The following is a 24,318-nucleotide window of genomic DNA, read 5'->3' as shown; positions in this document are numbered from 1 at the left end:
CCACGCAGCCCCCGGGCCACGGCGAGCCGGCCCGGACACCCGCCAAGCCGGTAGCGAACAATCCGCCCGGCACATAACAGAGCGCAGGTCTCCGCGGGCGGCGTTGACCGCTCGCGGCGCCGTGCGCCTTGGGCAGCGTGAGCGGCGGCAGGTGCCGGAGGACCGCCTGGGTTGGCCTGCCCGAGTTGCAGTCTCAGCCCGGATGGTCGCGGCAAAGGGCCGGGACGGCAGGTAGCTCGCGCTGGTAGGCGGGGACTCGGCCGAGCCTCGTACGATGTAGGGAATTTGATTTTTGTCGGTTTGCGTGAGAAATAAGCGTCACGCGGCGAATGTCTGGAACTAACCGGGCGAATCGGCAGCGTGACGGGCGTCCGACTTGTTGCAATTGACGGCATGCGGCCGGATCATGCAGGGGAACTGGGCGGGCAACCCGACGGCGAGGTGAGAGCCGCGCTCGAAACCTGGCGCGAGGGCCTCGTCGACCTCACCGACGCCAACCGGCTGCTCAACTTCGGCCGTACGCCGTCGGACGCCGTCCCGATCACCGGCCCGACGCCGAAGTCGCTGCTCAAGGTGCTGCAGGACGACGGCGCGTTCGGCTTCCCCGGCGGCGAGCACGACGAGCACCAGCCGGTGCTGCGGACCGAGCTGACCGGGCACGACCTGGGCGCGCTGCTGCACCGGTTCTACCGGCGGTCCCGGCAGGAGCTGCTCGACCGGGGGGTGTGCTCGCTGTACCTCGCGGTCGGGATGATGCACTGGACCGACGACCGCAACACCCCGTACCAGAGCCCGATCCTGCTGGTCCCGGTCGAGATCGACCCGGCCGGGCCGCTGCTGCGGGCGCGGCACGACGACCCGATGGTGAACCCGGCCCTGGCGCTGCGGATGAGCCCCCTCGGCATCGAGCTGCCCGAGGTGAGCGCCCTCGCCGACCTCGACGTGACCGTGCTGTGGGCCTACATCGACGTGGCCATCGGCGAGCGGCCCGGCTGGTACGCCGACGAGACCGTGGTGCTGTCCAGTTTCGGCGTGCACCGCGAGTCGATCCACGCCGACCTGGTGGAGAGCGAGCCGCACATCGTCGAGCACCCGATCGTGCGGGCGCTCGCCACCCGGGACGCGACCCGGCGGTTCGCCTTCGACCCGCCGGATCCGGCCCGGATCGACGAGGTCACCCCGGCCGAGGAGGTGCCGCTGCTGCTCGACGCGGACGCCACCCAGCGGGCCGCCGTCGCCGCCGCGGTCGCCGGGCACAGCTTCGTGCTGGACGGGCCGCCCGGGACCGGCAAGTCGCAGACGATCGCGAACATGGTCGGCTGCCTGCTGCACGCCGGCAAGCGGGTGCTGGTCGTCTCGGAGAAGGCCGCCGCGCTCGACTCCGTGCAGCGGCGGCTCATCGAGTCCGGGCTCGGCAACTACCTGCTGCCCCTGCACAGCAACCTGACCGGCCGGCGGGAGGTGGCGCAGGCGCTGACCCTGGCGCTGGACACCGACCCGGCACCGCTGGCCACGATGGACCCGATCGACCGCCGTGCGGTGCGGGAACGGCGGGAACGGCTTTCGGCGTACGCGGAAGCCATGAACTGCATCCGGCAACCGCTCGGGCGCAGCCTGCACGAGGTGATCGGCATCTGCGCCACGCTGCAGAACGCGCCGGCCGCGCCGGTGCCGCGCGAGATCCCGGCCGAGCTGACCGCCGACGGGCTCGACGAGATCCGGGCGGCGGTCGGCCGGCTGGGCCGGCTGCGCAGCGAGACCTACCTGTGGCGGGACGCGGTCGAGCGCGAGCCGATGGAGATCACGCTCAAGCAGGCGCTCACCGCGCTGGGCAAGCTGGCCGAGAGCGTGGTCGCCAACTCCGCCCTGGCCGACGCGTTCGACCTGCACGAGCCGGCCGGCGCCAGCACCCTGGCCGCGCTGGCCGCGCACGCCGCCCGCCGGCCCGGCAAGATCGTCGAGGAGTGGCTGACCGCCTCCAGCCTGCAGCCGGTGCAGCAGGCCGCCGCCGAACTGACCAGGCACCTGGCCGCGCTGCGCTACGGCGGCATCCCGTGGGCCGACCTGCCCTCGGCCGCCGACCTGATCGGCGGCGTGCCCGACCTGTCCCAGCTGCGGCCCGAGCCGGTCGACCCGCACCCGCTCAACGCCGCCCAGGCCGAGCACCTGGCCAACAAGTTCGCCGAGGAGGCCGACCGCCTGGAGGCCCGGCAGGAGTCACTGGACCGGGTCACCGCCCGGCTCGGCCTGCCGCACGTGGTCAGCTTCCCGGACTCGGCCCGGGTGATCACCATCGCCGGCCTGATCGCCCGGGAGACCAAGCCCGAGGCGGCCTGGTTCGCCGAGGGCGGGATGGCCGCCGCGCACGCCGCCGTCCGGGCGCTGCGCCGGGCCGTCGACGCGGTCAACGCCGCCGAGGAGCAGGCCCGCCGGCACTTCGACGAGGGCGTGCTCAACGAGCCGATCGAGGAGATGGCCGAGCGGCTGAGCGCCCGGCGCGGCCCGCGCAAGCTGCTGCGCGGCACCCGGCGGGCCAAGCGGGCCACGATCGAGGCGGCGCTGCCCGAGGTCAGCCCGGAGGACGCGGTCGCCAACGTGGAGGACGCGGCCGCCTGGAAGGCGGCCCTCGACGACCTCGACGACCTGGCCGAGGAGCACGCCGAGATCCTCGGCCGGCACTGGGACGGGATGGACACCGACTTCACCGCGATCCAGGAGGCGCTGCACACCGCCGACGAGGTGATCCGGGAGACGCCGCCGGAGGCGCTCGCCGCGGTCGTGGTGCACGTGACCGCGCCGCGGCCGAACAGCGCGCTGCTGCGCATCGTCGGCGAGGCCCGCGACGAGTTCGACCGGTTCCGCACCACGCTGCGCGAGCCGCCGGCCCGCGCGCCCCGGCCGGAGCTCGGCGAGGGCGCCATCGCGGACGCGGTGACCTGGCTGCGGGCGCACGTCGCACCGCTGCGCGCGGCGGCCGAGATGCTGCGTGCGTACGGCGGCCCGACCGGCCGCGGCGATCTCACCCTCGCCGAGGCGGTCGAGATCGCCAAGCAGCGGCAGGCGGCGGTGGACGCCGAGGCGGCGATCTGGGCCGCGGCCGGGCCGCACGCGGCGGTGCTCGGCTCGATCTACCGCGGCACCAAGACCAACGACGACCTGATGAACGAGATCGTCGGGTGGACCGCCGAGGCCCGGCGGCTGCACCACGGCCACGACGCCGCGCTCACCGCCGAGCAGGCGCACGCGCTCGGCGAGGCCGAGCCGAGCGACGGGCTGGCCGCCGCGGTGGCCGGCTGGGAGCACGCCCGCGAGCAGGTGCTGACCGCGTTCGCCCCGGAGCGGCGGATCGAGCTGACCACCCACCTCGGCGACTACGACACCGCCCGGGACCTGCTGGTCGAGCTGCTGCACGACGCCGCCGGGCAGCAGGAGTGGTTCGTGCACCAGGACGCCCGGAACCTGATCCTCGGCTTCGGGCTGGGCGACGCGCTGGAGTTCTGCGCGGACCAGGAGGTCGAGATCGCGGGCGTCTGGCCGGTGCTGGAGCGGGCGCTCTACCGCGGCTGGGTCGACGAGATCCTGCGGACCGACCAGGGGCTGGCGCCGGTCGACGCCGAGGAGCGGGTGCACCTGGTCGAGGTGTTCAAGCTGCTGGACAACGAGCTCAACGCGGCCGCACTGGCCGACATCGTGTACGCGGTGGAATCCCGCCGCCCGTCGGCCGCGACCACCGGCGAGCCGGCGCTGATCCGCCGCGAGGGCAGCAAGCGGACCGGGCATCTGGCCGTACGGGAGCTGATCGCGCAAGCGAGACATGCGGTGCAGGCCCTGAAACCCTGCCTGCTGATGTCGCCGCTGGCGGTGAGCCGGCTGCTCCCGCCGGAGATCGAGTTCGACGTGGTGATCATCGACGAGGCGTCCCAGGTGACCACCGCCGACGCGATCAACTGCGTGTACCGCGGGGACGCGCTGATCACCGTGGGCGACGACCGGCAGCTGCCGCCGACCAGCTTCTACGACCACGTCGAGGACGACGTGGTGGACCACCCGTCGATCCTCGACCTGGCCAAGGAGACCTTCCCGGTGCTCGGCCTCGGCTGGCACCACCGCAGCCGGCACGAGGCGCTGTTCGCCTTCTCCAACCTCGCGTACTACCACGGGCGGCTGGTCAGCCTGCCGCGCGCGTACGCCCGGGAACCCGACCACGGCGTGCAGCTCTACCACGTCGACGGCGTTTACCATCGGATGACCACCTCGGCCAACCCGATCGAGGCCGCCGCCGTCGCGGAGCGGGTGCTGCACCACCTGACCCACCGGCCGGGCAGCTCGCTCGGCGTGGTGACGCTCTCGGTGGCGCAGGCCGACGCGATCGACGAGGCCGTGCAGCAGATGATCGGCGAGCACCCCGAGCTGGACCACCTGCTCGACGACGCCGACCGGCTGAACGGCTTCTTCGTGAAGAGCCTGGAGGCGGTCCAGGGCGACGTCCGCGACGTGGTCATCCTGTCGGTCGGCTACGGCTACGACGAGAACGACAAGATCAGTACCAACTTCGGCGTGCTCAACCGGCCGCAGGGCTGGCGCCGCCTGAACGTGGCGATCACCCGGGCCCGCCGGCGGATCGAGGTGGTCTCGTCGATCCACGCCTCCGACGTCCAGGACATGGGCAACGAGAGCGTCCGGCATCTCAAGGCATTTCTGGAGTATGCCGAGCGGGACGCGGCCACCCTGGGCAAGGAGGCCACCGACTCCGACGGCAGGACCGCCTTCGAGGAGTCGGTGCTCGAGACGATCAAGAGCTGGGACTTCGCCGTACGCCGGCAGATCGTCGCCGCCGGCCATCCGATCGCCATCGGAGTCCTGCACCCGGACCACCCGGACGAGGTGTACGCCCTCGGCATCGAGTTCGACGGCCCCGGCTACCGGGAGATCTCCTCGGTACGCGACCGTGACCGGCTGCGCGAGCAGGAGCTGCGCGAGCTCGGCTGGCACCTGCACCGGGTCTGGTCGACCAGTTGGTACTCGCACCAGCCCGAGGAGGCCGCCCGCCTCTTGGCCGCGATCCAGCGAGCGATCGCGGACCCGGCACCCGGTTACGATCGTCTGCCGTCCCGGGGGTGGAACGCGCCCTACCGGCCGGTAAGCCGCGACCTTTCACTCGAACGGGTGACAGGTCGCCACGCGGTGGCCGCCGGCGACGACGTCGCTGAGCTGCATTGAGGCGCCATCGAGCCGGATCAGTGCAACTTGCAACTCTAGGCTACCGCGTCGTCACGCTGTGAAACTGTCCCGCAAGAATCCGGTGGATGCGGCTAGGAGGGACGATCATGAATCACGGTGAGCGTGAACTTCAGGACCGGCTCGGCACCCGGGAGCGGGCCGACGCGTTCTCGGCCCGGCAGGTCCTGCCGCACCTCAACGAGCGGATGCGGCACTTCATCGGCCGCCAGGAGATGATGTTCCTGGCCACCGCCGACGCCGCCGGCGGCTGCGACAGCACGTTCCGGGCCGGCCCGCCCGGGTTCGTCCGGGTGCTCGACGAGGAGCACCTCAGCTGGCCCGAGTACCGCGGCAACGGCGTGCTGGCGAGCCTCGGCAACATCACCGAGAACGGCCACGTCGGGCTGCTGTTCATCGACTTCCTGGACGTCATCGGCCTGCACGTGAACGGCACCGCCGAGATCGTCGAGGACCCGGACGAGCAGGCGGACACGGCGCCCGGCCGGCGGGCCCGGCTGTGGGTGGTCACCCGCGTGCACGAGGCGTACATCCACTGCGCCAAGCACATCCCGCGGATGGCCAAGATCCCCCGGCCGGGCCCGTCCACCAAGAAGAGCGACTACTTCATCCCGGGCACGGCGTGCCGGCAGGCCATCTAACGGATGCGGGCGACGGCGCAGTCCGTCGCCGTCTCCGACTCGTCCGGCCGCGGCCCCGGCTCCTTCTCGGCACGCCAGTTGGAGATCGACACCACGCCCGGGTCGAGCACCTCGAGCCCGTCGAAGAGGCGGCCGATCTCGTCGTGGGTGCGCAGGTGGACCGGGATCGCGCTGGTGCGGAAGGTCTGCACCGCCTCGGGCGTGAGGAACTCGCCGGTCGAGTGGGACAGCACCAGGTAGCTGCCGGCGGGCAGGGCTTCGGTCAACCGGCGGACGATGCCCCAGGGATCCTCCTCGTCGGCGATGAAGTGCAGCACCGCGATCAGCATCAACCCGATCGGGCGGCTGAAGTCGAGGCGTTTCGCCGCCTCCCGGAGGATGTCTTCCGGCGAGCGGACGTCGGCCTCGAGGTAGTGGGTCGGGCCGGCGCCCGGCGCGGCGTTGAGCAGCGCACGGGCGTGGACCATGACCAGCGGGTCGTTGTCGACATAGACCACGCTGGACTCCGGCGCCACGCGCTGGGCGACCTCGTGCGTGTTGTCGGCGGTCGGCAGGCCGGTGCCGATGTCGAGGAACTGCCGGATGCCCAGCTCGCCGGCGAGCAACTCGACCGCGCGGCGCAGGAAACGACGATTTTCCAAGGCGGCTGTCCGGATCGAGGGGAAGAGCGCGACCACCGCGTCCCCCGACTCCCGGTCGGCGGCGAAGTTGTCCTTGCCGCCCAGCCAGTAGTTGTACCGCCGGGCCGGGTGCGGCACCGACGTGTCCAGCCGTTCCTGCGCTTCCGCCACGCACTTCATCCTAGGGCGAGTATCTACTGTGCAGCGTCCCGCACCGCCCGGGCCACGCGGCGCGCCTCGATGCCGGCCTGGCGCAGCATGCCGCCCAGCGTGACGTCGTACCCGAGGAAGTAGAGGCCCGGCCGGGCGGCGGCCCCGCCGTGCACCAGCGGCACGCCGGTCTCGTCGAACAGCGACGGGTCGTCGAACAGCTCCGGCAGCCCGGTCCCGAAGCCGGTGGCGGCGATGACCACGTCCGGCCGGAGGCTGCTGCCGTCGGCCAGCTGCACGGAGTCGGCGGTGAAGCCGCGCACGGCGGCGACCGGGCGCACTCGGCGGGCCACCACGTCCCGGACGATGCCGACGTCCTGCACCGGGACGTAGCGATGGGTGCGCAGGCGGGTCTTGAGGCCCTCGGCGGGCCGGGCGATGCCGTACGGCCGAAGGTCTGGCATCTCGAGGCGCGCCATCGTGTCGGCGAGCGCGTTGAGGGCGGGCTCGGGCAGGCGGCCGAGCAGCAGGCCGTTCATCTGGGCCGGCCAGCCCGCCGTCTCCCGGCGCACGATGTGCGGCGGGGTGCGGATCGCGAGGCAGACCGAGGACGCGCCGCCCTCGGCCACGTCGGAGGCGATCTCCGAGCCGCTGTTGCCCGGGCCGACGACCAGCACGTCCTTGCCTCGGAACGGCCGCGGGTTCCGGTAGTCGGCGGAGTGCAGCAGGGTGCCGCTCCAGCTCTCCCGCCCGGGCCACGCCGGCACCACCGGCGTGTGCAGATAGCCGGTCGCCACGATCAGCGTCTTCGCCGACCGCTCCGCGCCGCCGCCGATCTGCAGCGACCAGCCGTCGGCGCCCGGCTTGATCCGCTCCACGGTCGTGCCGGTCTCAACATCAAGATCAAAGCGGTTGGCGTACGCCTCGAGATAGCGCACGAGATCGTCCCTGGCGACCCACCGGCCGTACGCGCGGGGGATGGGGAAGCCCGGCAGCCCGGAAAGGCTCCGGATGGTGTGCAGATGCAGCCGGTCGTAGCGGCCCCGCCAGCTCGTCGCGACGCCCGGGCCGCGCTCGAGAACGACGGCCCCGACCCCGCGGCTCTTGAGCTGAGCTGCCACGGCGAGCCCGGCGGCGCCGGCTCCCAGCACGGTCACATCACCCATAGCGAGAAGTGTGCACCAGCTGCCCTCCGACTACGAGATCGACTTCGAGCCGGTCGTTCCCGACACGCGCCAGCCGCCGCCGGGCTCGTTCCGCACGACATACGTCAGCCAGGTGGCGCCCAGACAGGCCACGAAGCCGTAGACGGCGACCCGCACCTCGTGGTCGTCGCCGTCGGCCGGGCCGAGAGTGATCAAAATGCCGCCGTCCTTGACCTGCGCGCACCCGTCTCTGGTCTCGAGCACCGTGTTCCGGTCGGCGATGAAGGCCACGTGCGCCACCCCGGTGAGGCCGGTGGTGATCCGGCGCTGGTCGTCCGGCCCGATGGGAACGCCACGTTCGTGCTTCCCGGCCGGGTCACCGGCGTCGGGAAAGGCCTGGTCGAGCACGTAGACCGTGGTGAACGTCCGGTCGGGGAAGGAGTTCTCGCCGGGCGTGCCGAGGTACCTTCGCAGCACCGGCACATACACCGTGGACGCCGCCGCGGCCGGCGGGTCGGCCGCCTGGTGTTCGGCGGCGCAGCTCGTGGTGAGCAGTCCGGCGACGATCGCGATGACAGACAGGGACCGCATCGCGGTTGGACGAGGGCTCCCGCATCGCGGTTCCCGGCGTCAGATCTCCGGGAAGGTGCCGCGGCCGACGATGACGATCTCGCAGTCCGGGAGCTGCCGGTGCAGCTCCGCCAGCGCGGCGTAGGAGAACCGGGGCTCGTCCGAGAGGACCAGCGTGTCGAGGCGCCGGTGCTTCGCCAGCTGGCGCAGGCTGGCGTCGGTGAGGTCCAGCCGCCGGAGGTTGAGCGTCTCCAGCTCGGTCATCCGTGCCAGGAAGCGGATGCCGAGGTCGGTGATCCGGGTTTCCTTGATCCGCAGATGCCGCATCCGGGTCAGGTGGCGCAGGTGTCGCGCCCCGGCGTCGGTGACGTCGGTGGTGCTCACGTCGAGGTCTTCCAGCGTGGTGAGCCGGCCGATCAGTTCCAGGTGGTCGTCGGTGACGCCCGCGGTGTTGAGGTTCAGGGCTCGAAGATTCGGCATGCCCACCAGCCGGGCCAGTTCCTCGCGGGTCACCGGGCCGTCGGCGGCGACCCGCTCGGCGCCGATCTCGACGTCTCTGCCGGAAAACCGCATCATGTGTCCATGGTAGAAAGCCGGTCGGCGACGCGTCGCCCGGCGCGGGCGGCGATCATGGCGGCCGTGCTGAGCGTGCCGGTCGTCGCCACGGCCGTGGCGGCCTGGTTCCTGCCGACGATCGCCGCGGCCGCCGTCATGGTGGTTTCGGGAGCTGTGTCGGTCACGGTCGTGACGAAGGCGGTCGACCCGGCCGGCCGGGGCGCCGTCTCTGCCGGGGCCTGCATGGTCGGCGCGTCCATCACGGCGCTGATCGGGGTTCCGCTGCTGATCCTCGGGGCGCGGGGCGAACACGTCGTCGCGACCGTCACGGCGGAACACATCGCGACCTCCCGCACCGGCTCGACCTACAAGTACCGGCTGGTGACGGCCGACGGCCGGAAGATACCCGGCGAGCTCTCCGAGCCGGGCCACGAGTTCTCCGCCGGCGACCACGTCACGGTCGTCTACGACCCGCGCGGCGTCGCCGACCCCCACGACGACGACTTCGTCGGCCTGGGCCGCCCCCTCGCCGGCCTGACGCTGGCCCTGCTGGCCGCCACGATCGCGCTGTGCGTCCCGGCCACGGGCGGGAAAGGCCCGGCCACGGGCGGGAAAGGCCCGGCCACGGGCGGGAAAGGCCCGGGCGCCGGACGATGATGGAAGGCGACAGTTGAGATCGACACCCGGAAGTACGATCTCGCCATGTCTGCGACGCCCTTCTATGGGCCACCGTTCGGCCCGCCGCCGAAGCGTACGCGCTGGGGTCTGATCATCGGGGTGGTCGCGGGCAGCCTGGTGTTCCTGTGCTGCTGCGGGGGCGCGGTCTTCTTCGGGCTGATCGCGAGCCAGACCAAGCCGGCCAGTACGGCCGCCGAGTCGTATGTCGATGCCGTGATCGCCGGTGACGACGCCAAGGCGCTGACCTACGTGTGCACCGCGAGCGGCTCCAAAGCGAGCCACGACAACTTCACCGAGTATGTGCACAGCAAGGGCGTCAGCGACGGCCAGGTGGTCAACACCAACGTCACGCTGTGGAACCTCTCGTGGAAGGCCACCGTGCAGATGGAGCTCACGGTCGGCTCGGGCGGCCAGGAGAGCCTGGAACTGCCGCTCGCCAAGCAGGACGGCAAGTGGAAGGTCTGTCGCTGAATCTTTTCCGGCGCCGTGTCGATCCGTGGGCCGGCCGTTCGACCTTGCCGTGAAAGGGTCGGGGAGCGACCCCACTGACAAGGAGAAACGACGTGCCGAAGTACATGCTCATCATGCGCGGGACCGACGAGACCAACGCCAAGATGATGGCGACGCCGTTCGAGGAGATGCTGGCGACGGTGGGCCGCTTCAACGAGGAGCTGATCCGGGCCGGGGTGCTGGTCGCGGCGGAGGGCCTGGACGACCCGGCGCAGGGGGTGGTGGTCGACTACTCGGGTGAGACGCCGGTGGTGACGGACGGGCCGTACGGGGAGACCAAGGAATTGTTCGGTGGCTTCTACCTCCTCGACGTCGCCTCGAAGGAGGAGGCGATCGAGTGGGCCAAGCGGATGCCGGCCTTCCCGGGCAGCAAGGCCGAGATCCGCCGGGTGCCGACCATCGACGAGTTCCCGCAGGACAACGAGTGGATCGTCAAGGAGCGGGCGTGGCGCGAGCGCACGGGTCAGCTCTGAAGACGGTCGAGGCCGTCTGGCGGATGGAGTCGGCCCGGATCGTCGGCGCGCTCGCCCGCTACACCCGGGACTTCCCGCTGGCCGAGGACGTGGCTCAGGAGGCCCTCGCGGAGGCGCTGGTCTCCTGGGAGCGTGACGGGGAGCCGGCTGACCCGGTCGGCTGGCTCCTCTCGACCGCCCGCCGGCGCGCTATCGACGCGTTCCGGCGGCGGTCCGCCCTCGACCAGCGCTACCAAGAAATCGCGATAAATGCAGAAATGTCCGTTGAAACGCCCTGGGACCCGGACCGCATCGACGACGACATTCTCGCGCTGATCTTCATCGCCTGTCACCCGGTCCTCGCCGCCGAGGCCCGGGTGGCGCTCACCCTCCGTACCGTCGGCGGCCTGTCCAGCGAGGAGATCGCCCGCGCGTTCCTGGTGCCGATCCCGACCATCCAGGCGCGGATCACCCGGGCGAAGAAGACGATCGCGGCGGCCAAGGTGCCCTTCGAGCTGCCGCCGGCCGAGGAGCGGCGGCAGCGCCTGGGCGGGGTGCTCAGTGTGCTCTACGTGATCTTCACCGGGGGCTCTCAACTGCAAAAACCTGAGCTTGCGTACGAGTCGATCCGCCTCGCCCGCATGCTCGCCGCCCTGCTGCCGGACGAACCGGAGGCGCACAGCCTGGTCGCCCTCTTCGAGCTGACCGCCGCTCGGTTCCCGGCTCGAACCGGCCCGGACGGCGAGCCGATCCTGCTGGCGGACCAGGATCGCCGCCGCTGGGACTTCTCAGCGATCCGTCGAGGGCTGGCCGCCCTCGGGCACGCCGCCGCGAAAGGCCGAGGGCTCGGCCCGTACGGCCTGCAGGCGGCCATCGCGGCTTGCCACGCGTCGGCGGCATCGGTGGACAAAACCGACTGGGACCGCATCGTTCTGCTCTACGAGGCGCTCGGCCGGGTCGCGCCCTCACCGGTGGTCGAGTTGAACCGGGCCGTGGCCGTGGCGATGGCGACCGGCCCGGCCGAGGCGCTCGCCATCGTCGACAAACTGGACATACCCGGCTCGCATCTGGTGCCGACCGTCCGGGGTGAATTGCTCAGCCGCCTGGGCCGCAACGACGAGGCGCGCGCCGAACTGGAGATCGCCGCACGCCTGTGCCCCAACGTACGGGAAAGGTCAGTTCTTCTCGGTAAGGCTCGTCGCCTCGGCTGATTCGCGGGTCCGCTCGAACGGGTCGCCCCAGGAGTGGATGGCGAGCCGCCCGAAGGCCTGCTGCACGGTGGCCACCCGCTCGGACCGGCCCCGGCCGAGGAAGCTGACCGCCCAGTGCAGCACCGCGGTCACCCGGTTCTTGAAGCCGACCAGGTAGAACAGGTGCACCGCGACCCAGATCAGCCAGGCCGTGAGGCCGTCGAGCCGCAGTTTCCCGACGCTCGCCACGGCCGAGAACCGGGAGATCGTGGCGAGGCTGCCCTTGTCGAAGTACTTGAACGGCTTGCCCGCGGGCTTGCCGGCCAGCCGGTCCTTGATCGCGGCGGCCGCGTACTTGCCACCCTGGATGGCGACCTGGGCGACGCCGGGCAGCTGCTGGCCCTTCTCGTCGTTCAGGTTCATCATGTCGCCGAGCGCGAAGATCTCCGGGTGGCCCGGCACGGTCAGGTCGGGCTCGACGAAGATGCGCCCCGCCCGGTCGGTCTTGGCGCCGGCCGCCTCGGCCAGCTTGCGCGCCAGCGGGGGAGCGGCGACGCCGGCCGCCCACACCTTGGTCATCGACGGGATCCGCTCGTGACCGCGCTCGGTCTCCACCTCGATGCCGGTCGCGTCCATGCCGACCACCCTGGTGTTCAGCTCGACCTCGACGCCGAGCAGGTGCAGCTGGCGCAGCGCCCGGGTGGACAGGTGGTCGCCGAACGTGTTGAGCACCGCCGGCAGCGCGTCGACCAGGATGATCCGGGCCCGCCGCGGGTCGATGTGCTTGTACTGGCCGGGCAGGTTGCGGTGGGCCAGCTCGGCGATCTGGCCGGCCATCTCGGTGCCGGTCGGGCCCGCGCCGACCACGACGAAGGTGAGCCAGCGGTCGATGTCCGCCGGGTCGGTCTGCAGGTCGGCGATCTCGAAGGCGCCGAAGATGCGGGCGCGCAGCTCGAGCGCGTCGTCGATGTTCTTCATGCCCGGCGCGTACTCGGCGAAGCCGTCGTTGCCGAAGTAGGACTGCGCCGCGCCGGCCGCCACGATCAGCGTGTCGTACGGGACCTCGTAGTCGATGCCCGGCCCGTCGACGGAGACGATCTTCTTGTCCACGTCGATCTTCGAGGCCCAGCCCAGCCGTACGTCGACATTCTTCTGTCGCTTGAGCACCTCACGAATCGGCGGGGCGATCTCGCCCTGCGACAGGATGCCGGTGGCGACCTGGTAGAGGAGGGGCTGGAACAGGTGGTAGGCCGTGCCGTTGATGAGGGTGATGTCGACGTCGGCGTTCTTGAGGGCCTTGATCGCGAAAAGACCGCCGAACCCCGCGCCGATGACCACCACACGATGCCGCTGCATCATCACTCCCCAAGCTCGGTTCTCCGCCAGATACAGCGCCCTGATCAGGGTGATTATGCCGTGAGTATCGACACCGTGACGCGGGTGGAGGGCAATGTCACGGTGTCCCGCTCGCGATCAGGGTGGTGACGAGGCGATCGATGTCGGTCGCCGTGACGTGCAGGTGCGGTGCCACCCGGACCGCGTCGCCGCGGCGCGCCACGAAGCAGTTCGCGTCCCTGAGCGCGGCGGCGACCCGGCCGGTCGCGCCGCCGGGTACGCGGATGCCCAGCAGGTGCGGGCCGCGCGGCTCGGCGACGGTGAAGCCGGCGTCCGCGGCCGTGATCCGGTTGGCGATCTCGGCGGTCAGCAGGCCGAGGGTGGCGGCGATGTGCGCCGGGCCCCACGCGAGAACCTGCTCCAGCGCCGCGACGGCCATCGGGGTGACCTCGAACTGGGTCCGGCCGCCGTGGTCGTAGCGCCGCGCACCGGGCAGGTACTCGTCGCGGTAGTCCACCAGCGCGGCAAAGTCCTCGGCGCCGGCCCGGACGATCCAGTTCTCCTCCAGCGGCCGGCCCTCGCGGTGCTCCTCGGCGACCCAGAGATACCCGCGGCCGAACGGGCCCAGCAGCCATTTGTAGCCGACCGCGACGACGAAGTCGGGGCGCAGCGCGGCGACGTCGAGCGGCAGTACGCCGAGGGACTGGCTCGCGTCCACCACGAGCCGGGCGCCGGCCGCCCGGGCCGCCGCGGCCACCCGCTCGAGGTCGACCAGCCCGCCGTCGGTCCAGTGCACGTTGGGCACCGACACGATGCCGACCCGCTCGTCGATCGCGGTCAGCACCGCCTCGGTCCAGGTCTGCCCGGGCTGCCGGGTCACCGTGCGGAGGCCCGCGCCGGCGCTCTCGACCGCCCGGCGCCAGGTGTAGACACCGGACGGATACTCGTCGGCGAGGACGAGCACCTGCTGGCCGGCCGCGAGCGCCAGGTTGGCCGCCGCCACCGCGAAGCCGTAGCTGGTCGCCGGCACCAGGGCGATGCCCTCGCCGTCGCCGCCGACGAGCCGCCCGGCCAGCGCCCGCAGCCGCTCCACGTCCGCGAACCAGTCGGCCTCGGCGATCTCCCACGGCCGGGCCCGCCGGCGCAGCGCCGACTCACCGGCCGCCCGGACGGACCGCAGCACCGGCGACAGGCTGGCGGTGTTGAAGTAGGCGACCTCGTCCGGAACATCGAATAGGTGCCGTTCGGAACTCCACTCGACAACCACACCAGACCCTAACGCTGAGCTTGCCGGCTCCGCTTCGCTCCGCAGGGCCGATCGCCCTCCAGGCCGATGACGAGTCCCCGGTTTCCAACACCGCAAACCCCACGGCGTCGGAAACCGGCGACTCGTCATCGACGGGCGACCGGCTGGGCCGAACTCGGACCGCGGCTAACCAGCAATCATGGCGTCCAGACCACGTTGGGGTTGACGTGGCCGGTCCAGTCGAAGATGGCCATGTTGTCCCAGCCGTCGCCGGTGCCGTTGATGTTGGCGGGATCCCAGCCGTTGCCCTTGACGGCGTACCAGGTGGGCTCCCAGTAGAAGACTCCGGCGGCGCCGGCGTTGCGGGCGGTGTTCTGGATCCAGCTGAACTCCGTCGCCTGGCCGGCCCAGCTGGCGGGGTTGCCGTCGCAGAGCGTGGTGCCGGGGACCGAGTTCGTCTCGCTGTCCGCGTTCGCCGTGGTGAACATGTACGCGGTCTCGGCGATCACGACCGGCTTGCCGTAGCGGGACTTCACGTCGGCGATCACGTTGTAGAGGTTCGCCAGCGACCCGTGCCACATGCAGTAGTACGACAGAGCGGTGACGTCCCAGGCGACGCCCTGCGCCTTGATCCCGTCGTAGAACCAGCGGGCGTTGGTGTCGCTGTCCGCGTCGGCGGTGTGGATCCACACCTGGGTGCCGCTGTTGCAGGCCTTGGTGGCGTTGTAGCCCTGCTTGAGCAGCGACGCGAGCGGCGCGAAGTTGCTGTTCGTGACCTCGCCCTGGGGCCACAGCATGCCGACGTTGATCTCGTTGCCGATCTGCACGCTGTCCGGCGTCGTGCCCTGCGACTTGAGGGCGGTGCACACGTCGTACGTGTAGTTGTAGACATCGCTCTGCAGTTGGGTGAGCGAATGGGAGGCCCACGCCGCGGGCGGGTACTGCTTGCCCGGGTCGGCCCAGGTGTCCGAGTAATGGAAGTCGATCAGCAGCTTGAAGCCCTTGGCCTTGATCGCCTTGGCCTGCTGGAGGACCTTGGCCTTGTTGTTGTAACCGCTGGCCGGGTTGTTCCAGATGCGCAGCCGCATGTAGTTGGCGCCGGCCGACTTGAGGATGTCGTACGGGTCGGCGGCGGTCCCGGCCTTGTTGTAGTACTTGGCGCCGAGGTCGAGGCTGCGCTGCAGCGACGAGACGTCCGCACCGAGCATGGTGAGGGTGTTCGCCGCGTGGGCGGGGGAGGAGACCGCCAGCGGGACCGCGAGGACGATCGCGGTCACGAGGGCGGCCTTCAGGGACGGTTTCATGGCGCTCCTTCAGGACTGAAAGGGCATAACCGAAATATCCGGAATATCTGGCGCGCCAGCGCCGGATATTCCGTGATGGAGGCCGGGGAGGGCCTTACACCGCGGGTGCGGAGTCCCGCAGGACCAGGGAGGTGGGCACGGTGATCGAGAGCGGGGTACGCCCGGCGATCACGTCGGTGAGGAGGCGGACCATCTCCTCGCTGATCCGGTCCAGCGGGTGCCGGACCGTGGAGAGCGGCGGATCCAGCGTCGCCGCCAGCCCCGAGTCGTCGAAGCCGACCACCTGCACGTCGCCGGGCACCTGCCGGCCGGCGTCGCGCAGCACCGGGAGGGCGCCGGCCGCCATCGCGTCCGAGGCGGCGAAGACCCCGTCCAGGTCGGGCGCCTGCTCGAGCAGCCGCCGCATGCCGGCCGCGCCGCTGGCCCGGCCCCAGTCGCCGGGCACGATCAGCGCCGGGTCGACCGGCAGGCCGTGGGCGAGCAGCGCGTCCTGGTAGCCCTGCAGCCGGTCGACGCCGCCGACCATGTCCTGCGGGCCGGTGATGGTGGCGATCCGCCGGCAGCCGGCGCCCGCCAGGTGGTCGACGGCCGAGCGAGCGCCGGAGCGGTCGTCGGCCATCACCGAGCTGATCGACTGTTCGTAGCCGAGCACCCGGCCGCACGCCACGATCGGCACCTCGGCCTGCACGAGGTGGCTGAGCAGCGGGTCGCCGGAGTGCGGCGAGACCAGCAGCACGCCGTCGACGTGGCCGCCGGAGAGGTAGGCGATCGTGCGGTTCCGCTCCTCGGGGGTCGACGCGATCATCAGGATCAGCGTCAGCTCCCGGTCGGAGAGGGCCTGGGCGACCCCGCGCAGCAGCACGGAGAAGTTCGGGTCCTCGAAGAGCAGGTGCTGCGGCTCGGTGAGCAGGAACGCGATCGACCCGGACTTGCCGGTGGCCAGCGAGCGGGCGTGCGGGTTCGCCGTGTAGCCGGTCCGGGCGATGGCCTCCCGGACGGCCCGGACGGCCTCGGGGCTGACCCACTCCCGGCCGTTCAGGACGCGGGAGACGGTCGCGTAAGAGACCCCGGCCTCGCGCGCCACGTCGCGGATGGTGGGCCGCTTGCGCCCCGTACCGGGCGAGGTCGGCACGTGGGGGATCATAGACGGACTCATGCCTTCACCGCGCCCGCGCCGAGGTCGACCCGCCAGTAGCGCTGCAGCGCGAGGAACAGCACGATCAGCGGGATGATCGACAACAGCGCCCCGGTGACCACCGCGATGTACATCGACGGCTGGTTCGCGCCCTGGTTGAGCAGGCCGTTGAGGCCCACGGTGAGCGGGTACAGCTTGTCGTCGCCGAGCATGATGTAGGGCAGCATGAAGTTGTTCCAGATCGCCACGAACTGGAACAGGAACACCGTGACCAGGCCGGAGCGCATCATCGGCAGCGCCACGCCGGCGAAGGACCGCCAGTCGCCGGCACCGTCGATCCGGGCCGCCTCCAGGACCTCGGTCGGTACGGCCGCGGCCGCGAAGATCCGGCAGAGATAGATCCCGTACGGGGTGATCATGCTGGGCAGGAGCACGGACCAGTACGTGTTGGTCATCCCGACCTTGGCCAGCAGCAGGTACTGCGGGATGGCCAGGATGACGCCGGGCACGAGCACCCCGGCCAGGATCAGGTTGAAGACGAACCGCTTGCCCGGGAACGTGTACTTGGCCAGCGCGTACCCGGCCATCGCGGACACGAAGGTGGACGCGACGGCGCCGACCCCGGCGTACAGGGCGGTGTTCGCCATCCATCGCCAGTACAGCCCGTCGCGGTAGTTCGACAGGTCGCGGATGTTGTCGAACAGGTGGCTGCTCGGCTTCAGGGTGAACGTGCTGAACAGTTCGCCCGAGCTCTTGGACGAGGCGATCAGCACCCAGAGCACCGGGAACAGGCAGTACATCGCGCCGAGCAGCAGCAGGATGGTGGCGGCCGGACTGATCCGGCGGTTGCCCCGGCCGCGGCGGCGCGCGGCGGCGGGGGACGGGGCGGTGGCCGGGACGGCCGGCACGGCGGTGGCGGTGGACATGGTAGGCACAGCTCAGTCCTCCTGGTTGAAGGCCCGGTTCCCGACGAGCCTGAGGAACCCGAAGGACAGGACGAAGGTGGCCAGCGCGATGACCACCGAGGTGGCCGCCGCCGAGTAGACGTCGTTGCGGGTGAAGGCGTCCCGGTACACCTTCATCAGCGGCGTCCAGGTGGTCGAGATGGTGTTGCTCAGCGGCCGCAGCGTCATCGGCTCGGCGAACACCTGCAGGGTGGCGATCAGCGAGAAGACGAACGTCATGATCAGTGAGGGCAGCACGATCGGGATCTTGATGCGCCAGGCGATCTGGATGTCCGACGCGCCGTCCAGCCGGGCCGCCTCGAACAGGTCGGTGGGGATGGCCCGCAGCGCGGTGTACAGCACGATCATGTTGAAGCCGGTGCCGCCCCAGACCGCGATGTTGGCCACCGCGTACAGCACCCACGAGTCGGAAAGCAGGTCGGGCGGGGTGATGCCGAGGTGGGTCAGCACGTCGGTGATCGGGCTGACCCGGGGCAGGTAGAGGAAGCCCCAGAGCAGCGAGGCCACCACGGCCGGTACCGCGTAGGGCAGGAAGATCGCGGTGCGGGAGAAGGTGCCGACCCGGGTGCGGCCGGCATCGAGCAGCAGCGCCATCAGCAGGGCCAGGCCGAGCATGGTGGGGACCACGATCATCCCGTACGCGAAGACCCGCTCGACGCTGGGCAGGAAGTCCGGGTCGGTCAGCGAGCGCACGTAGTTGCTGAAGCCGGCCCACACCTCGTGCCGGGAACCCAGGCCGAGGCCCAGACCGCTGACCTTGACCCGGCGCAGGCTCAGGTACACCGAGTAGAGGATCGGCGCCAGCAGGAACAGCACGAACAGAATGAGCGCGGGCGCCAGGAACAGGTACGGCGCCCCGGCCTTCCGGCCGCCGCGGGACTCGACGCGAGGCGTACGTGCAGAAGTGGGAAACGCCGTCAAAGTCGTCACCTTCCGTCAGGAGCCGGGGGTGCGGCGCCGGCCGCACCCCCGTCGAACAGGATCAGCCGGAGACCTTGAACCCGGTGTTCTTCATGTCGGAGAGCGTGGTCTGCTGCATCGTGGCCAGCGCGGCCGGGAAGTCCGCGGCCTTCTTGGACTGCGCGGCCTTGCCGAAGGCGTCGTTGTAGCTGGAGTACGCCACGTTGACGTTCGGGCCGTAGGTGAACGGCTTGGTGATCTTCGCGGACTCGGCGGCGATCGAGTAGAAGTCGGTCTGGTCGGAGAGGAAGGACGGCGGCGAGGTCAGCGCGGCCGACGAGTCGACGCTGGCCGGGTAGACGTTGGCCTGCGTGACCAGCGCCTGGATGCCGGCCGGGTCGGTGTTCAGCCAGGCGATGAACTGGGCCGCCTCGGCCTTGTGCTTGCTCTGCGAGGTGACGCTGGTGGCCGAGCCGCCCCAGTTGCCGTTGGCCGGGCTGGCCGCGTCCCACTGCGGCATCAGGGCCGCCTTCCACTTGCCCTTGGTGTTCTTGGCGCTGCCCTCGAGCACGCCCGGGCCCCACACCGAGCTGACCCAGCCGACCTGGGTGCCGTCGTTGAGCGCGGCGTTCCACTCGGGGGTGTACATCGGCTTGTTGTCGATCACGCCCTCCTGCACCAGGCCGCCCCAGTAGTTGGCCACCTTCTGCGTGTTCGCGTCGTTGATCGCGACCGACCAGGTGTCGCCGTTGATGCCCCACCAGGAGGCGCCGGCCTGCTGGGAGAGCCCGGCGAACCAGCCCGGGTCGTTGGCCGAGAAGGTGCCCAGGTACTGCTTGGCGTTCGCGGCGTGGATCTTACGGGCGTCCGCGGCGTAATCGTCCCAGGTCTTCGGCTCCTGGATGCCGAGCTTCTGGAAGACGTCGGTGCGGTAGTAGAACATCATCGGGCCGGAATCCTGCGGTACGCCGTACAGCGCCGCGGAGCCGAGCGTCACCGCGTTCCAGGCCGAGTCGGGGAACTTCGCCTTGAGGCCGCCGGCCTCCTTGCTGATGTCGGCGAGCGCGTTCGCCGAGACCAGCGTGGGGATCTTCTGGTACTCGGCCTGCATGACGTCGGGGGCGCCGCTGCCGGCCTTGATCGCGGTGAGCAGCTTGGTGACGGCCGGGTCGCCGCCGTCCTGCTTGTTGACGGTCACGTGGATGTCGGGGTGCGCGGTGTTCCAGCCCTCGACGACCTTGTCCATGTTCGGCGCCCAGGTCCAGTAGGTCAGCTCGACCTTCTCGGCCGCCTTGGTGGCGCTGGTGCCGGTGCTCTTGTCGCTCGAGCCGGAGCAGGCGGTGGTCATCATCAGCGCCGCCGTGAGAACCCCGGCGAGCGGCAGGAATGTCTTCTTCATGGATCCTCCTCGATCGGACGGCCGCGGGAGGGGTGCGGCCGCGGTCGCTGCCGGGGGAGACGTGCGTCACCGAACAGGACCTGTGACCGGTTACAGTGCTGCTCGGCCCCGCAATTGTCAAGCCCTTGCGTCCTACCCGTTAACAGGCTGTATCGTGCGGGGCCAGGCGCCTGTGACCGGTTACAGTCGTCATCGCTCAAAAGGAGTCACCAGTGCTGAACGTCGCCCACCACGCCTGGTCCGGGCCGCTCCGGCGGCCGCGGATGAGCAACGACGAGGACGTCCGGCCCGGTGTCTCGCTGACCAGCCGCTACCTGACCCGCGACGGCGTGCCGGTCATCCCGGTCTCCGGCGAGATCCACTACAGCCGCGTCCCGCGGGCGCGGTGGCTCACCCGCTTACGGCAGATGCGGGCCGGCGGCGTGACCGTGGTGGCCACCTACGTCTTCTGGCTGCACCACGTCGAGCACCGGGGCTTGCCGCGCTTCGACGGGAACCTCGACCTGGCCGCGTTCTTCGACCTCGCCGTGGCCGAGGGCTTCGACGTGGTCCTGCGGATCGGGCCGTGGTGCCACGGCGAGTCGCGCAACGGCGGTTTCCCCGACTGGGTGCAGCAGGCTCCGGTACGTCACCGCACCGACGACCCGGCCTACCTTTCCCTCGTACGCGAATGGTTCGGGCAGATCGCGCACGCCCTCGACGGCCGTTCCGGGCTCGGCATCCAGCTGGAGAACGAGCTGTACGACCAGCCCGGGCACATCGTCACGCTCAAGCGGCTGGCCCGGGAGGCCGGGATGTCCGCGCCGCTGTGGACCGCGACCGCCTGGGGCAGCGCCGACCTGCCGGCCGAGGAGGTGCTGCCGCTCTACGGCGGGTACGGCGACGGCTTCTGGGTGGACGCGGACGCCCCCTGGGACCCGACGTTCCGCGACCACTACTTCTTCTCGCACGTCTGGGACGACCCGGGGATCGGCGCCGACGTGCGGCGGCTGCAGCTGCAGGGGATGCGGGCGGACCGGTCGCATCCGCGTACGCCATCGGAGCTCTTCCCGCCCGCGACCTGCGAGCTGGGCGGCGGCATGGCCACCGCCTACCACCGCCGGCCGAGGCCGGCGGCCCTCGACATCGCGACCATCGCGCATTGCAAGATCGGCAACGGTTCGGCCTGGCAGGGCTATTACATGTACGCCGGGGGAACCAACCCGCCGGGCGACCACGGCATGCAGGAGTCGCACGCGACCGGCTACCCGAACGACATGCAGCGCCTGGGCTACGACTTCCACGCGCCGGTGGGCGAGGCCGGGCTGCTGGCCGCGAGCCACGCGGCGCTGCGGTCGCAGCACGCGTTCCTGGCGGCGTTCGGGTCGGTGCTGGCCGAGATGCCGTCCAGCCTGCCGCTCCTCCGGCCGACGGGGGTGGAGGACTCGCAGACTCTGCGGTGGGCGCTGCGCAGCGACGGGACCAGCGGGTTCCTGTTCATCGCCTGGCACCAGCCGCACGTGCCGCTGCCGGTCTACCGGGGAGCGCAGTTCTCGGTGCGGCTCGACTCCGCGACGCTGGAGCTGCCGGCGGCGCCGGTCGACATCCCGCCGGGGACGCTGGCCCGCTGGCCGCTCGGGCTCACGCTCGGCGGGGTGCGGCTCGACTGGGCGACCGCGTCGGCGCTGACCGTGCTGGCCGGCCCGGTGCCCACGCTCGTGCTGGTCGCGGAGGCCGGCATCGAGGTCTCCTACTCGGTCGGCGGCACCGTCGCCACCGTCGAGCCGGCCCTGTCGCCGGTCCGGCTCCGGGCGGCCGGCGGCGAGCTGGACCTGCTGGTCCTGCCCGCCGCCGTCGCCGCCGAGGTGTGGGTCTGCTCGGACGGCCCCGGCGGGTCGCCCGCCCCGCGCTCCTTCGACGGTCCGCGCTCCTTTGACGACCCGAGCCCCGCCCGGCGCCTGCTGCTGTCGCCGGACGAGCTGAGCTGGGGCCCGTCCGGCCGGATCTCGTCAACGGGCCTGCGGGTCCAGGTCTACGACCCGGCGGCGCGCGGCTTCCGCCAGCTCACCCTCGAGGGCCCCTTCCCCGTCCACGCCGACTTGGCCGACAAATCGGACTTGTCCGGATCGGTGGAGGCCCCTCCCGCCGACTCCGCCGACAAATCAGATTTGTCGGTCATCATCCCCGAACTCGTCCGTGCCGCCGGAGGTGCCGTGCCCGTCGCCTACGGCAAGTTCGACGGCCGGCAGTCGGCGCCCTCCCCAGAGGCGTTCGACGAGCTGGCCGCCGTCTACCGATTGCCGCTGCCGACCTGGGCCACCGACGGCTCGGCCGACACGTTCCTGCACCTGCGCTGGGCCGGCGACGTAGGCCAGCTGCGCGTGGACGGTCGCACGGTAACCGACCGCTTCTGGGACGGCTCCGAGTGGATAGTCAACCTCCGCGACGCCGGCCTCCACCCCGGCGCCACGCTCACCCTGCACCTCCTGCCCCTGGCCACCGGCTCGACGATCTCGCTCCCCGCCGACGCCCGCAACCGCCTGGCCACCGCCGACGGCCAACTCCTGGCAATCGACTCCGTCCGCCTCCGCACCCACCCCCTCTGGCGCGAACCCGACGACCCCACCCCCACATCCCACCCCTAATCCCATCCCGCCCCTGATCCACTTGCCCCTCCGCGCGAGCCCGATCCCCCCGCCCCCGCACTCGCGCTCGCCCCGCACTCGCGATCGCACTCGCACTCGCTCCGCACTCGCACTCGCTCCGCACTCGCACTCGCTCCGCACTCGCACTCGCTCCGCGCTCGCGCTCGATCTTGGAGAGCCAGTGTTCGGAGCGAGCACTTACTCAACTCCTTTGCCGTGCATCTCCGCGACCTTGAAAGCTAGGTGTCCGGAGCGAACACTTCCTCACCGCTCTTGGGGCGCGTCACTCGGTCTCGGCAACGTGGTGTGCGGTGCGCTGGGAGCAGGCAGCACGATAAATCCGAAATGTCGCTAAGATCGGGCTGCCGCGAGCGTCGTGCGGGGGTGCGGATACGGGTGGGATCGCGATCGGCAGGAGACGAACGGCGGGATCGTGGAGCCACACGGGCCCACCCGGCGGCCGGGCGCGGAGCTGTCGTGGTGGCGGCGGCCCTGGCGAGCAGTGGCCCGTTGAAGCCGGCGGCCGGGCGCTGGGCTGGTGTCGCGGCCACCGGCCCTGGCAAGCCGGGGCCCGTCCGGACCCGGCGGCCGGGCGCGGAGCTGACTCCCACCGGCCATAAATGGCAGTCAGTGGATCCGACTTGCAGATTTGTTGCAGTCTCATCCGAACTCCACCGGCGGCGCGTTGTATGGGGTGATCACCTGGATCGCCGACGGGTTGGTGCGGACCGGGCCGGGTAGAACGCCGTTCGCCTGCAGGATGGCGTGGCAGGCGCGGCGCAGGTCGACCCGCAGGTCGTGGTGCAGCACCGCGGAGATCTTGCGCTCGCGGAGCAGCACCACGTTCTCGTCGTCCAGGTCGTGCGCCACGAAGACGTCGTAGCCGCGCCCCTCGAACGCCGCGATCACGGCCCGGTTGCCGCCGGCCCCCGCGTACATCGAGTAGACCGCCCGGACGGACCGTGGCACCGGATCGAGCGCGCCCGGGCCGTCCGGGGCGTCGATCACCTCCAGCAGCCGCCGGCGGGAACCCATCTCGGCGCGGAAGCCGGCCGCCCGCTCCGCCTCGCCGCGGAACTCGCCGCGGCCGCGCACCACCAGCACGTCGCCGGAGCGGTCGCCCAGCCACTGCTGGATCAGGTAGGCGGCGGTCGCCCCGGCCGCCCGGTTGTCCAGGCCGGCGTAGGCGATCCGCCGGGTGCTGGGCAGGTCGGTGACGAGGGTGACCAGCGCGGCGGGCACCCGGCGGGCCGCCGCCACGATCTCCGGTACGTCGGGGGCCTTCAGAATCAGCCCGTGCGACCCCGAGCGGGCCACCCGGCCGAGGACCGCCGCGGCGTCCCGGGGCGAGGCGCCGTCGAGCAGGTGGAACCGGGCGCGGATCACGGCCGGGCGCAGGCCGGGCAGCTCCGCCTCGAGCGCGGCGCGGATCGCCGCGGAGAACCGGGCCGGCGCCTGCACCACCACGTCGATCATGAAGGTATGGCCGCCGAGGCGCACCTGGGTCCGCTGCCGGTCGAGGTCGGCAATCGCCTGGCGCACCTCGAGGGCGGTGCTCTCCCGCACGCCGGGCCGGTCGTGCAGCACCCGGTCCACCGTGGCCTCGCTCAGCCCGGCCTGGGCGGCGATCTCGCGGATGCGGTACCGGTGCTTCACCCGTA

Annotated in this window: 19 protein-coding genes; 7 read left to right on the top strand and 12 right to left on the bottom strand. The window is 71.3% G+C overall.

The window, feature by feature from the left end:
- Positions 1-393 precede the first annotated feature (393 nt).
- Entirely contained in the window at positions 394-5,220 is a 4,827-nt protein-coding gene (locus IH26_RS0142145) for a DUF4011 domain-containing protein (RefSeq protein WP_063763835.1), read from the top strand.
- Between the two features lie 107 nt (positions 5,221-5,327).
- Positions 5,328-5,879, top strand: a complete 552-nt coding sequence (locus IH26_RS0142140) for a pyridoxamine 5'-phosphate oxidase family protein (protein WP_030441903.1) — start codon at positions 5,328-5,330, stop codon at positions 5,877-5,879.
- On the opposite strand, the gene IH26_RS0142135 is transcribed toward IH26_RS0142140, so the two are convergent.
- The 4 genes from IH26_RS0142135 to IH26_RS0142120 are packed head-to-tail and all read right to left on the bottom strand — an operon-like array spanning position 5,876 to position 8,940.
- Positions 5,876-6,679, bottom strand: a complete 804-nt coding sequence (locus IH26_RS0142135) for an SAM-dependent methyltransferase (protein ID WP_030441902.1) — start codon at positions 6,677-6,679, stop codon at positions 5,876-5,878. The genes IH26_RS0142140 and IH26_RS0142135 overlap by 4 nt on opposite strands.
- A 14-nt stretch (positions 6,680-6,693) precedes the next feature.
- Positions 6,694-7,815, bottom strand: a complete 1,122-nt coding sequence (locus tag IH26_RS0142130; protein WP_030441901.1) for a flavin-containing monooxygenase — start codon at positions 7,813-7,815, stop codon at positions 6,694-6,696.
- A gap of 30 nt (positions 7,816-7,845) precedes the next feature.
- On the bottom strand, positions 7,846-8,385 hold the full coding sequence (locus IH26_RS0142125; RefSeq protein WP_030441900.1) for a hypothetical protein: 540 nt from the start codon (positions 8,383-8,385) through the stop codon (positions 7,846-7,848).
- Positions 8,386-8,424: 39 nt separating this feature from the next.
- The gene (locus IH26_RS0142120) at positions 8,425-8,940 is read right to left on the bottom strand and encodes a leucine-rich repeat domain-containing protein (protein ID WP_030441899.1); all 516 of its coding nucleotides are present in this window, start codon (positions 8,938-8,940) and stop codon (positions 8,425-8,427) included.
- 6 nt (positions 8,941-8,946) lie between these two features.
- Between IH26_RS0142120 and IH26_RS0142115 the strand changes: the two genes are divergently transcribed.
- The 4 genes from IH26_RS0142115 to IH26_RS0142100 all read left to right on the top strand — a co-directional run bounded on the left by IH26_RS0142115 (position 8,947) and on the right by IH26_RS0142100 (position 11,770).
- Positions 8,947-9,576, top strand: a complete 630-nt coding sequence (locus tag IH26_RS0142115; protein ID WP_157437650.1) for a hypothetical protein — start codon at positions 8,947-8,949, stop codon at positions 9,574-9,576.
- 45 nt (positions 9,577-9,621) lie between these two features.
- Entirely contained in the window at positions 9,622-10,068 is a 447-nt protein-coding gene (locus IH26_RS0142110) for an Rv0361 family membrane protein (RefSeq protein WP_030441897.1), read from the top strand.
- Between the two features lie 92 nt (positions 10,069-10,160).
- Positions 10,161-10,580 (top strand): YciI family protein, encoded by a 420-nt coding sequence (locus IH26_RS0142105; protein WP_030441896.1) that lies wholly within the window; start codon positions 10,161-10,163, stop codon positions 10,578-10,580.
- A 23-nt stretch (positions 10,581-10,603) separates the two neighbouring features.
- Positions 10,604-11,770 (top strand): RNA polymerase sigma factor, encoded by a 1,167-nt coding sequence (locus tag IH26_RS0142100; protein ID WP_084599594.1) that lies wholly within the window; start codon positions 10,604-10,606, stop codon positions 11,768-11,770.
- Here the strand turns inward: IH26_RS0142100 and IH26_RS0142095 are convergent.
- The 7 genes from IH26_RS0142095 to IH26_RS0142065 form a co-directional block, all read right to left on the bottom strand.
- On the bottom strand, positions 11,735-13,108 hold the full coding sequence (locus tag IH26_RS0142095) for an NAD(P)/FAD-dependent oxidoreductase (RefSeq protein WP_030441894.1): 1,374 nt from the start codon (positions 13,106-13,108) through the stop codon (positions 11,735-11,737). The genes IH26_RS0142100 and IH26_RS0142095 overlap by 36 nt on opposite strands.
- 94 nt (positions 13,109-13,202) lie before the next feature.
- Complete coding sequence (locus tag IH26_RS0142090; protein WP_030441893.1) at positions 13,203-14,351, bottom strand: aminotransferase class V-fold PLP-dependent enzyme; 1,149 nt, start codon at positions 14,349-14,351, stop codon at positions 13,203-13,205.
- 176 nt (positions 14,352-14,527) lie between these two features.
- Positions 14,528-15,634, bottom strand: a complete 1,107-nt coding sequence (locus IH26_RS0142085; RefSeq protein ID WP_030441892.1) for a glycoside hydrolase family 53 protein — start codon at positions 15,632-15,634, stop codon at positions 14,528-14,530.
- Positions 15,635-15,728: 94 nt separating this feature from the next.
- Positions 15,729-16,778, bottom strand: coding sequence for a LacI family DNA-binding transcriptional regulator (locus IH26_RS0142080; RefSeq protein ID WP_030441891.1), 1,050 nt, complete (start codon positions 16,776-16,778; stop codon positions 15,729-15,731).
- 8 nt (positions 16,779-16,786) lie between these two features.
- Positions 16,787-17,695: a carbohydrate ABC transporter permease gene (locus IH26_RS0142075; RefSeq protein ID WP_030441890.1), complete on the bottom strand. Its 909-nt coding sequence runs from the start codon at positions 17,693-17,695 to the stop codon at positions 16,787-16,789.
- 12 nt (positions 17,696-17,707) lie between these two features.
- Positions 17,708-18,655 (bottom strand): carbohydrate ABC transporter permease, encoded by a 948-nt coding sequence (locus tag IH26_RS0142070; RefSeq protein ID WP_051809488.1) that lies wholly within the window; start codon positions 18,653-18,655, stop codon positions 17,708-17,710.
- Positions 18,656-18,716: 61 nt separating this feature from the next.
- On the bottom strand, positions 18,717-20,033 hold the full coding sequence (locus IH26_RS0142065; protein ID WP_030441888.1) for an ABC transporter substrate-binding protein: 1,317 nt from the start codon (positions 20,031-20,033) through the stop codon (positions 18,717-18,719).
- A gap of 212 nt (positions 20,034-20,245) precedes the next feature.
- On the opposite strand from IH26_RS0142065, the gene IH26_RS0142060 reads away from it, so the two are divergent.
- The gene (locus IH26_RS0142060) at positions 20,246-22,657 is read left to right on the top strand and encodes a beta-galactosidase (protein WP_030441887.1); all 2,412 of its coding nucleotides are present in this window, start codon (positions 20,246-20,248) and stop codon (positions 22,655-22,657) included.
- A 660-nt stretch (positions 22,658-23,317) separates the two neighbouring features.
- On the opposite strand, the gene IH26_RS0142055 is transcribed toward IH26_RS0142060, so the two are convergent.
- Positions 23,318-24,313 (bottom strand): LacI family DNA-binding transcriptional regulator, encoded by a 996-nt coding sequence (locus tag IH26_RS0142055; RefSeq protein ID WP_030441886.1) that lies wholly within the window; start codon positions 24,311-24,313, stop codon positions 23,318-23,320.
- Positions 24,314-24,318: the final 5 nt, after the last annotated feature.

The sequence above is a fragment of the Actinoplanes subtropicus genome (assembly GCF_000721705.1).
Lineage (GTDB): Bacteria > Actinomycetota > Actinomycetes > Mycobacteriales > Micromonosporaceae > Actinoplanes > Actinoplanes subtropicus.
Note: the sequence above shows the minus strand (reverse complement) of the source record. Positions and strands in the feature narration are given on the sequence as shown.

Bases quoted from the DNA above. Each gene is read 5' to 3' on its own strand.
- IH26_RS0142080 (WP_030441891.1), bottom strand. From the start codon at position 16,778: ATGATCCCCCACGTGCCGACCTCGCCCGGTACGGGGCGCAAGCGGCCC.
- IH26_RS0142100 (WP_084599594.1), top strand. From the start codon at position 10,604: ATGGAGTCGGCCCGGATCGTCGGCGCGCTCGCCCGCTACACCCGGGAC.
- IH26_RS0142085 (WP_030441892.1), bottom strand. From the start codon at position 15,634: ATGAAACCGTCCCTGAAGGCCGCCCTCGTGACCGCGATCGTCCTCGCG.
- IH26_RS0142065 (WP_030441888.1), bottom strand. From the start codon at position 20,033: ATGAAGAAGACATTCCTGCCGCTCGCCGGGGTTCTCACGGCGGCGCTG.
- IH26_RS0142145 (WP_063763835.1), top strand. From the start codon at position 394: ATGCGGCCGGATCATGCAGGGGAACTGGGCGGGCAACCCGACGGCGAG.
- IH26_RS0142125 (WP_030441900.1), bottom strand. From the start codon at position 8,385: ATGCGGTCCCTGTCTGTCATCGCGATCGTCGCCGGACTGCTCACCACG.
- IH26_RS0142075 (WP_030441890.1), bottom strand. From the start codon at position 17,695: ATGTCCACCGCCACCGCCGTGCCGGCCGTCCCGGCCACCGCCCCGTCC.
- IH26_RS0142135 (WP_030441902.1), bottom strand. From the start codon at position 6,679: ATGAAGTGCGTGGCGGAAGCGCAGGAACGGCTGGACACGTCGGTGCCG.
- IH26_RS0142110 (WP_030441897.1), top strand. From the start codon at position 9,622: ATGTCTGCGACGCCCTTCTATGGGCCACCGTTCGGCCCGCCGCCGAAG.
- IH26_RS0142140 (WP_030441903.1), top strand. From the start codon at position 5,328: ATGAATCACGGTGAGCGTGAACTTCAGGACCGGCTCGGCACCCGGGAG.
- IH26_RS0142130 (WP_030441901.1), bottom strand. From the start codon at position 7,815: ATGGGTGATGTGACCGTGCTGGGAGCCGGCGCCGCCGGGCTCGCCGTG.
- IH26_RS0142115 (WP_157437650.1), top strand. From the start codon at position 8,947: ATGGTAGAAAGCCGGTCGGCGACGCGTCGCCCGGCGCGGGCGGCGATC.
- IH26_RS0142120 (WP_030441899.1), bottom strand. From the start codon at position 8,940: ATGATGCGGTTTTCCGGCAGAGACGTCGAGATCGGCGCCGAGCGGGTC.
- IH26_RS0142095 (WP_030441894.1), bottom strand. From the start codon at position 13,108: ATGATGCAGCGGCATCGTGTGGTGGTCATCGGCGCGGGGTTCGGCGGT.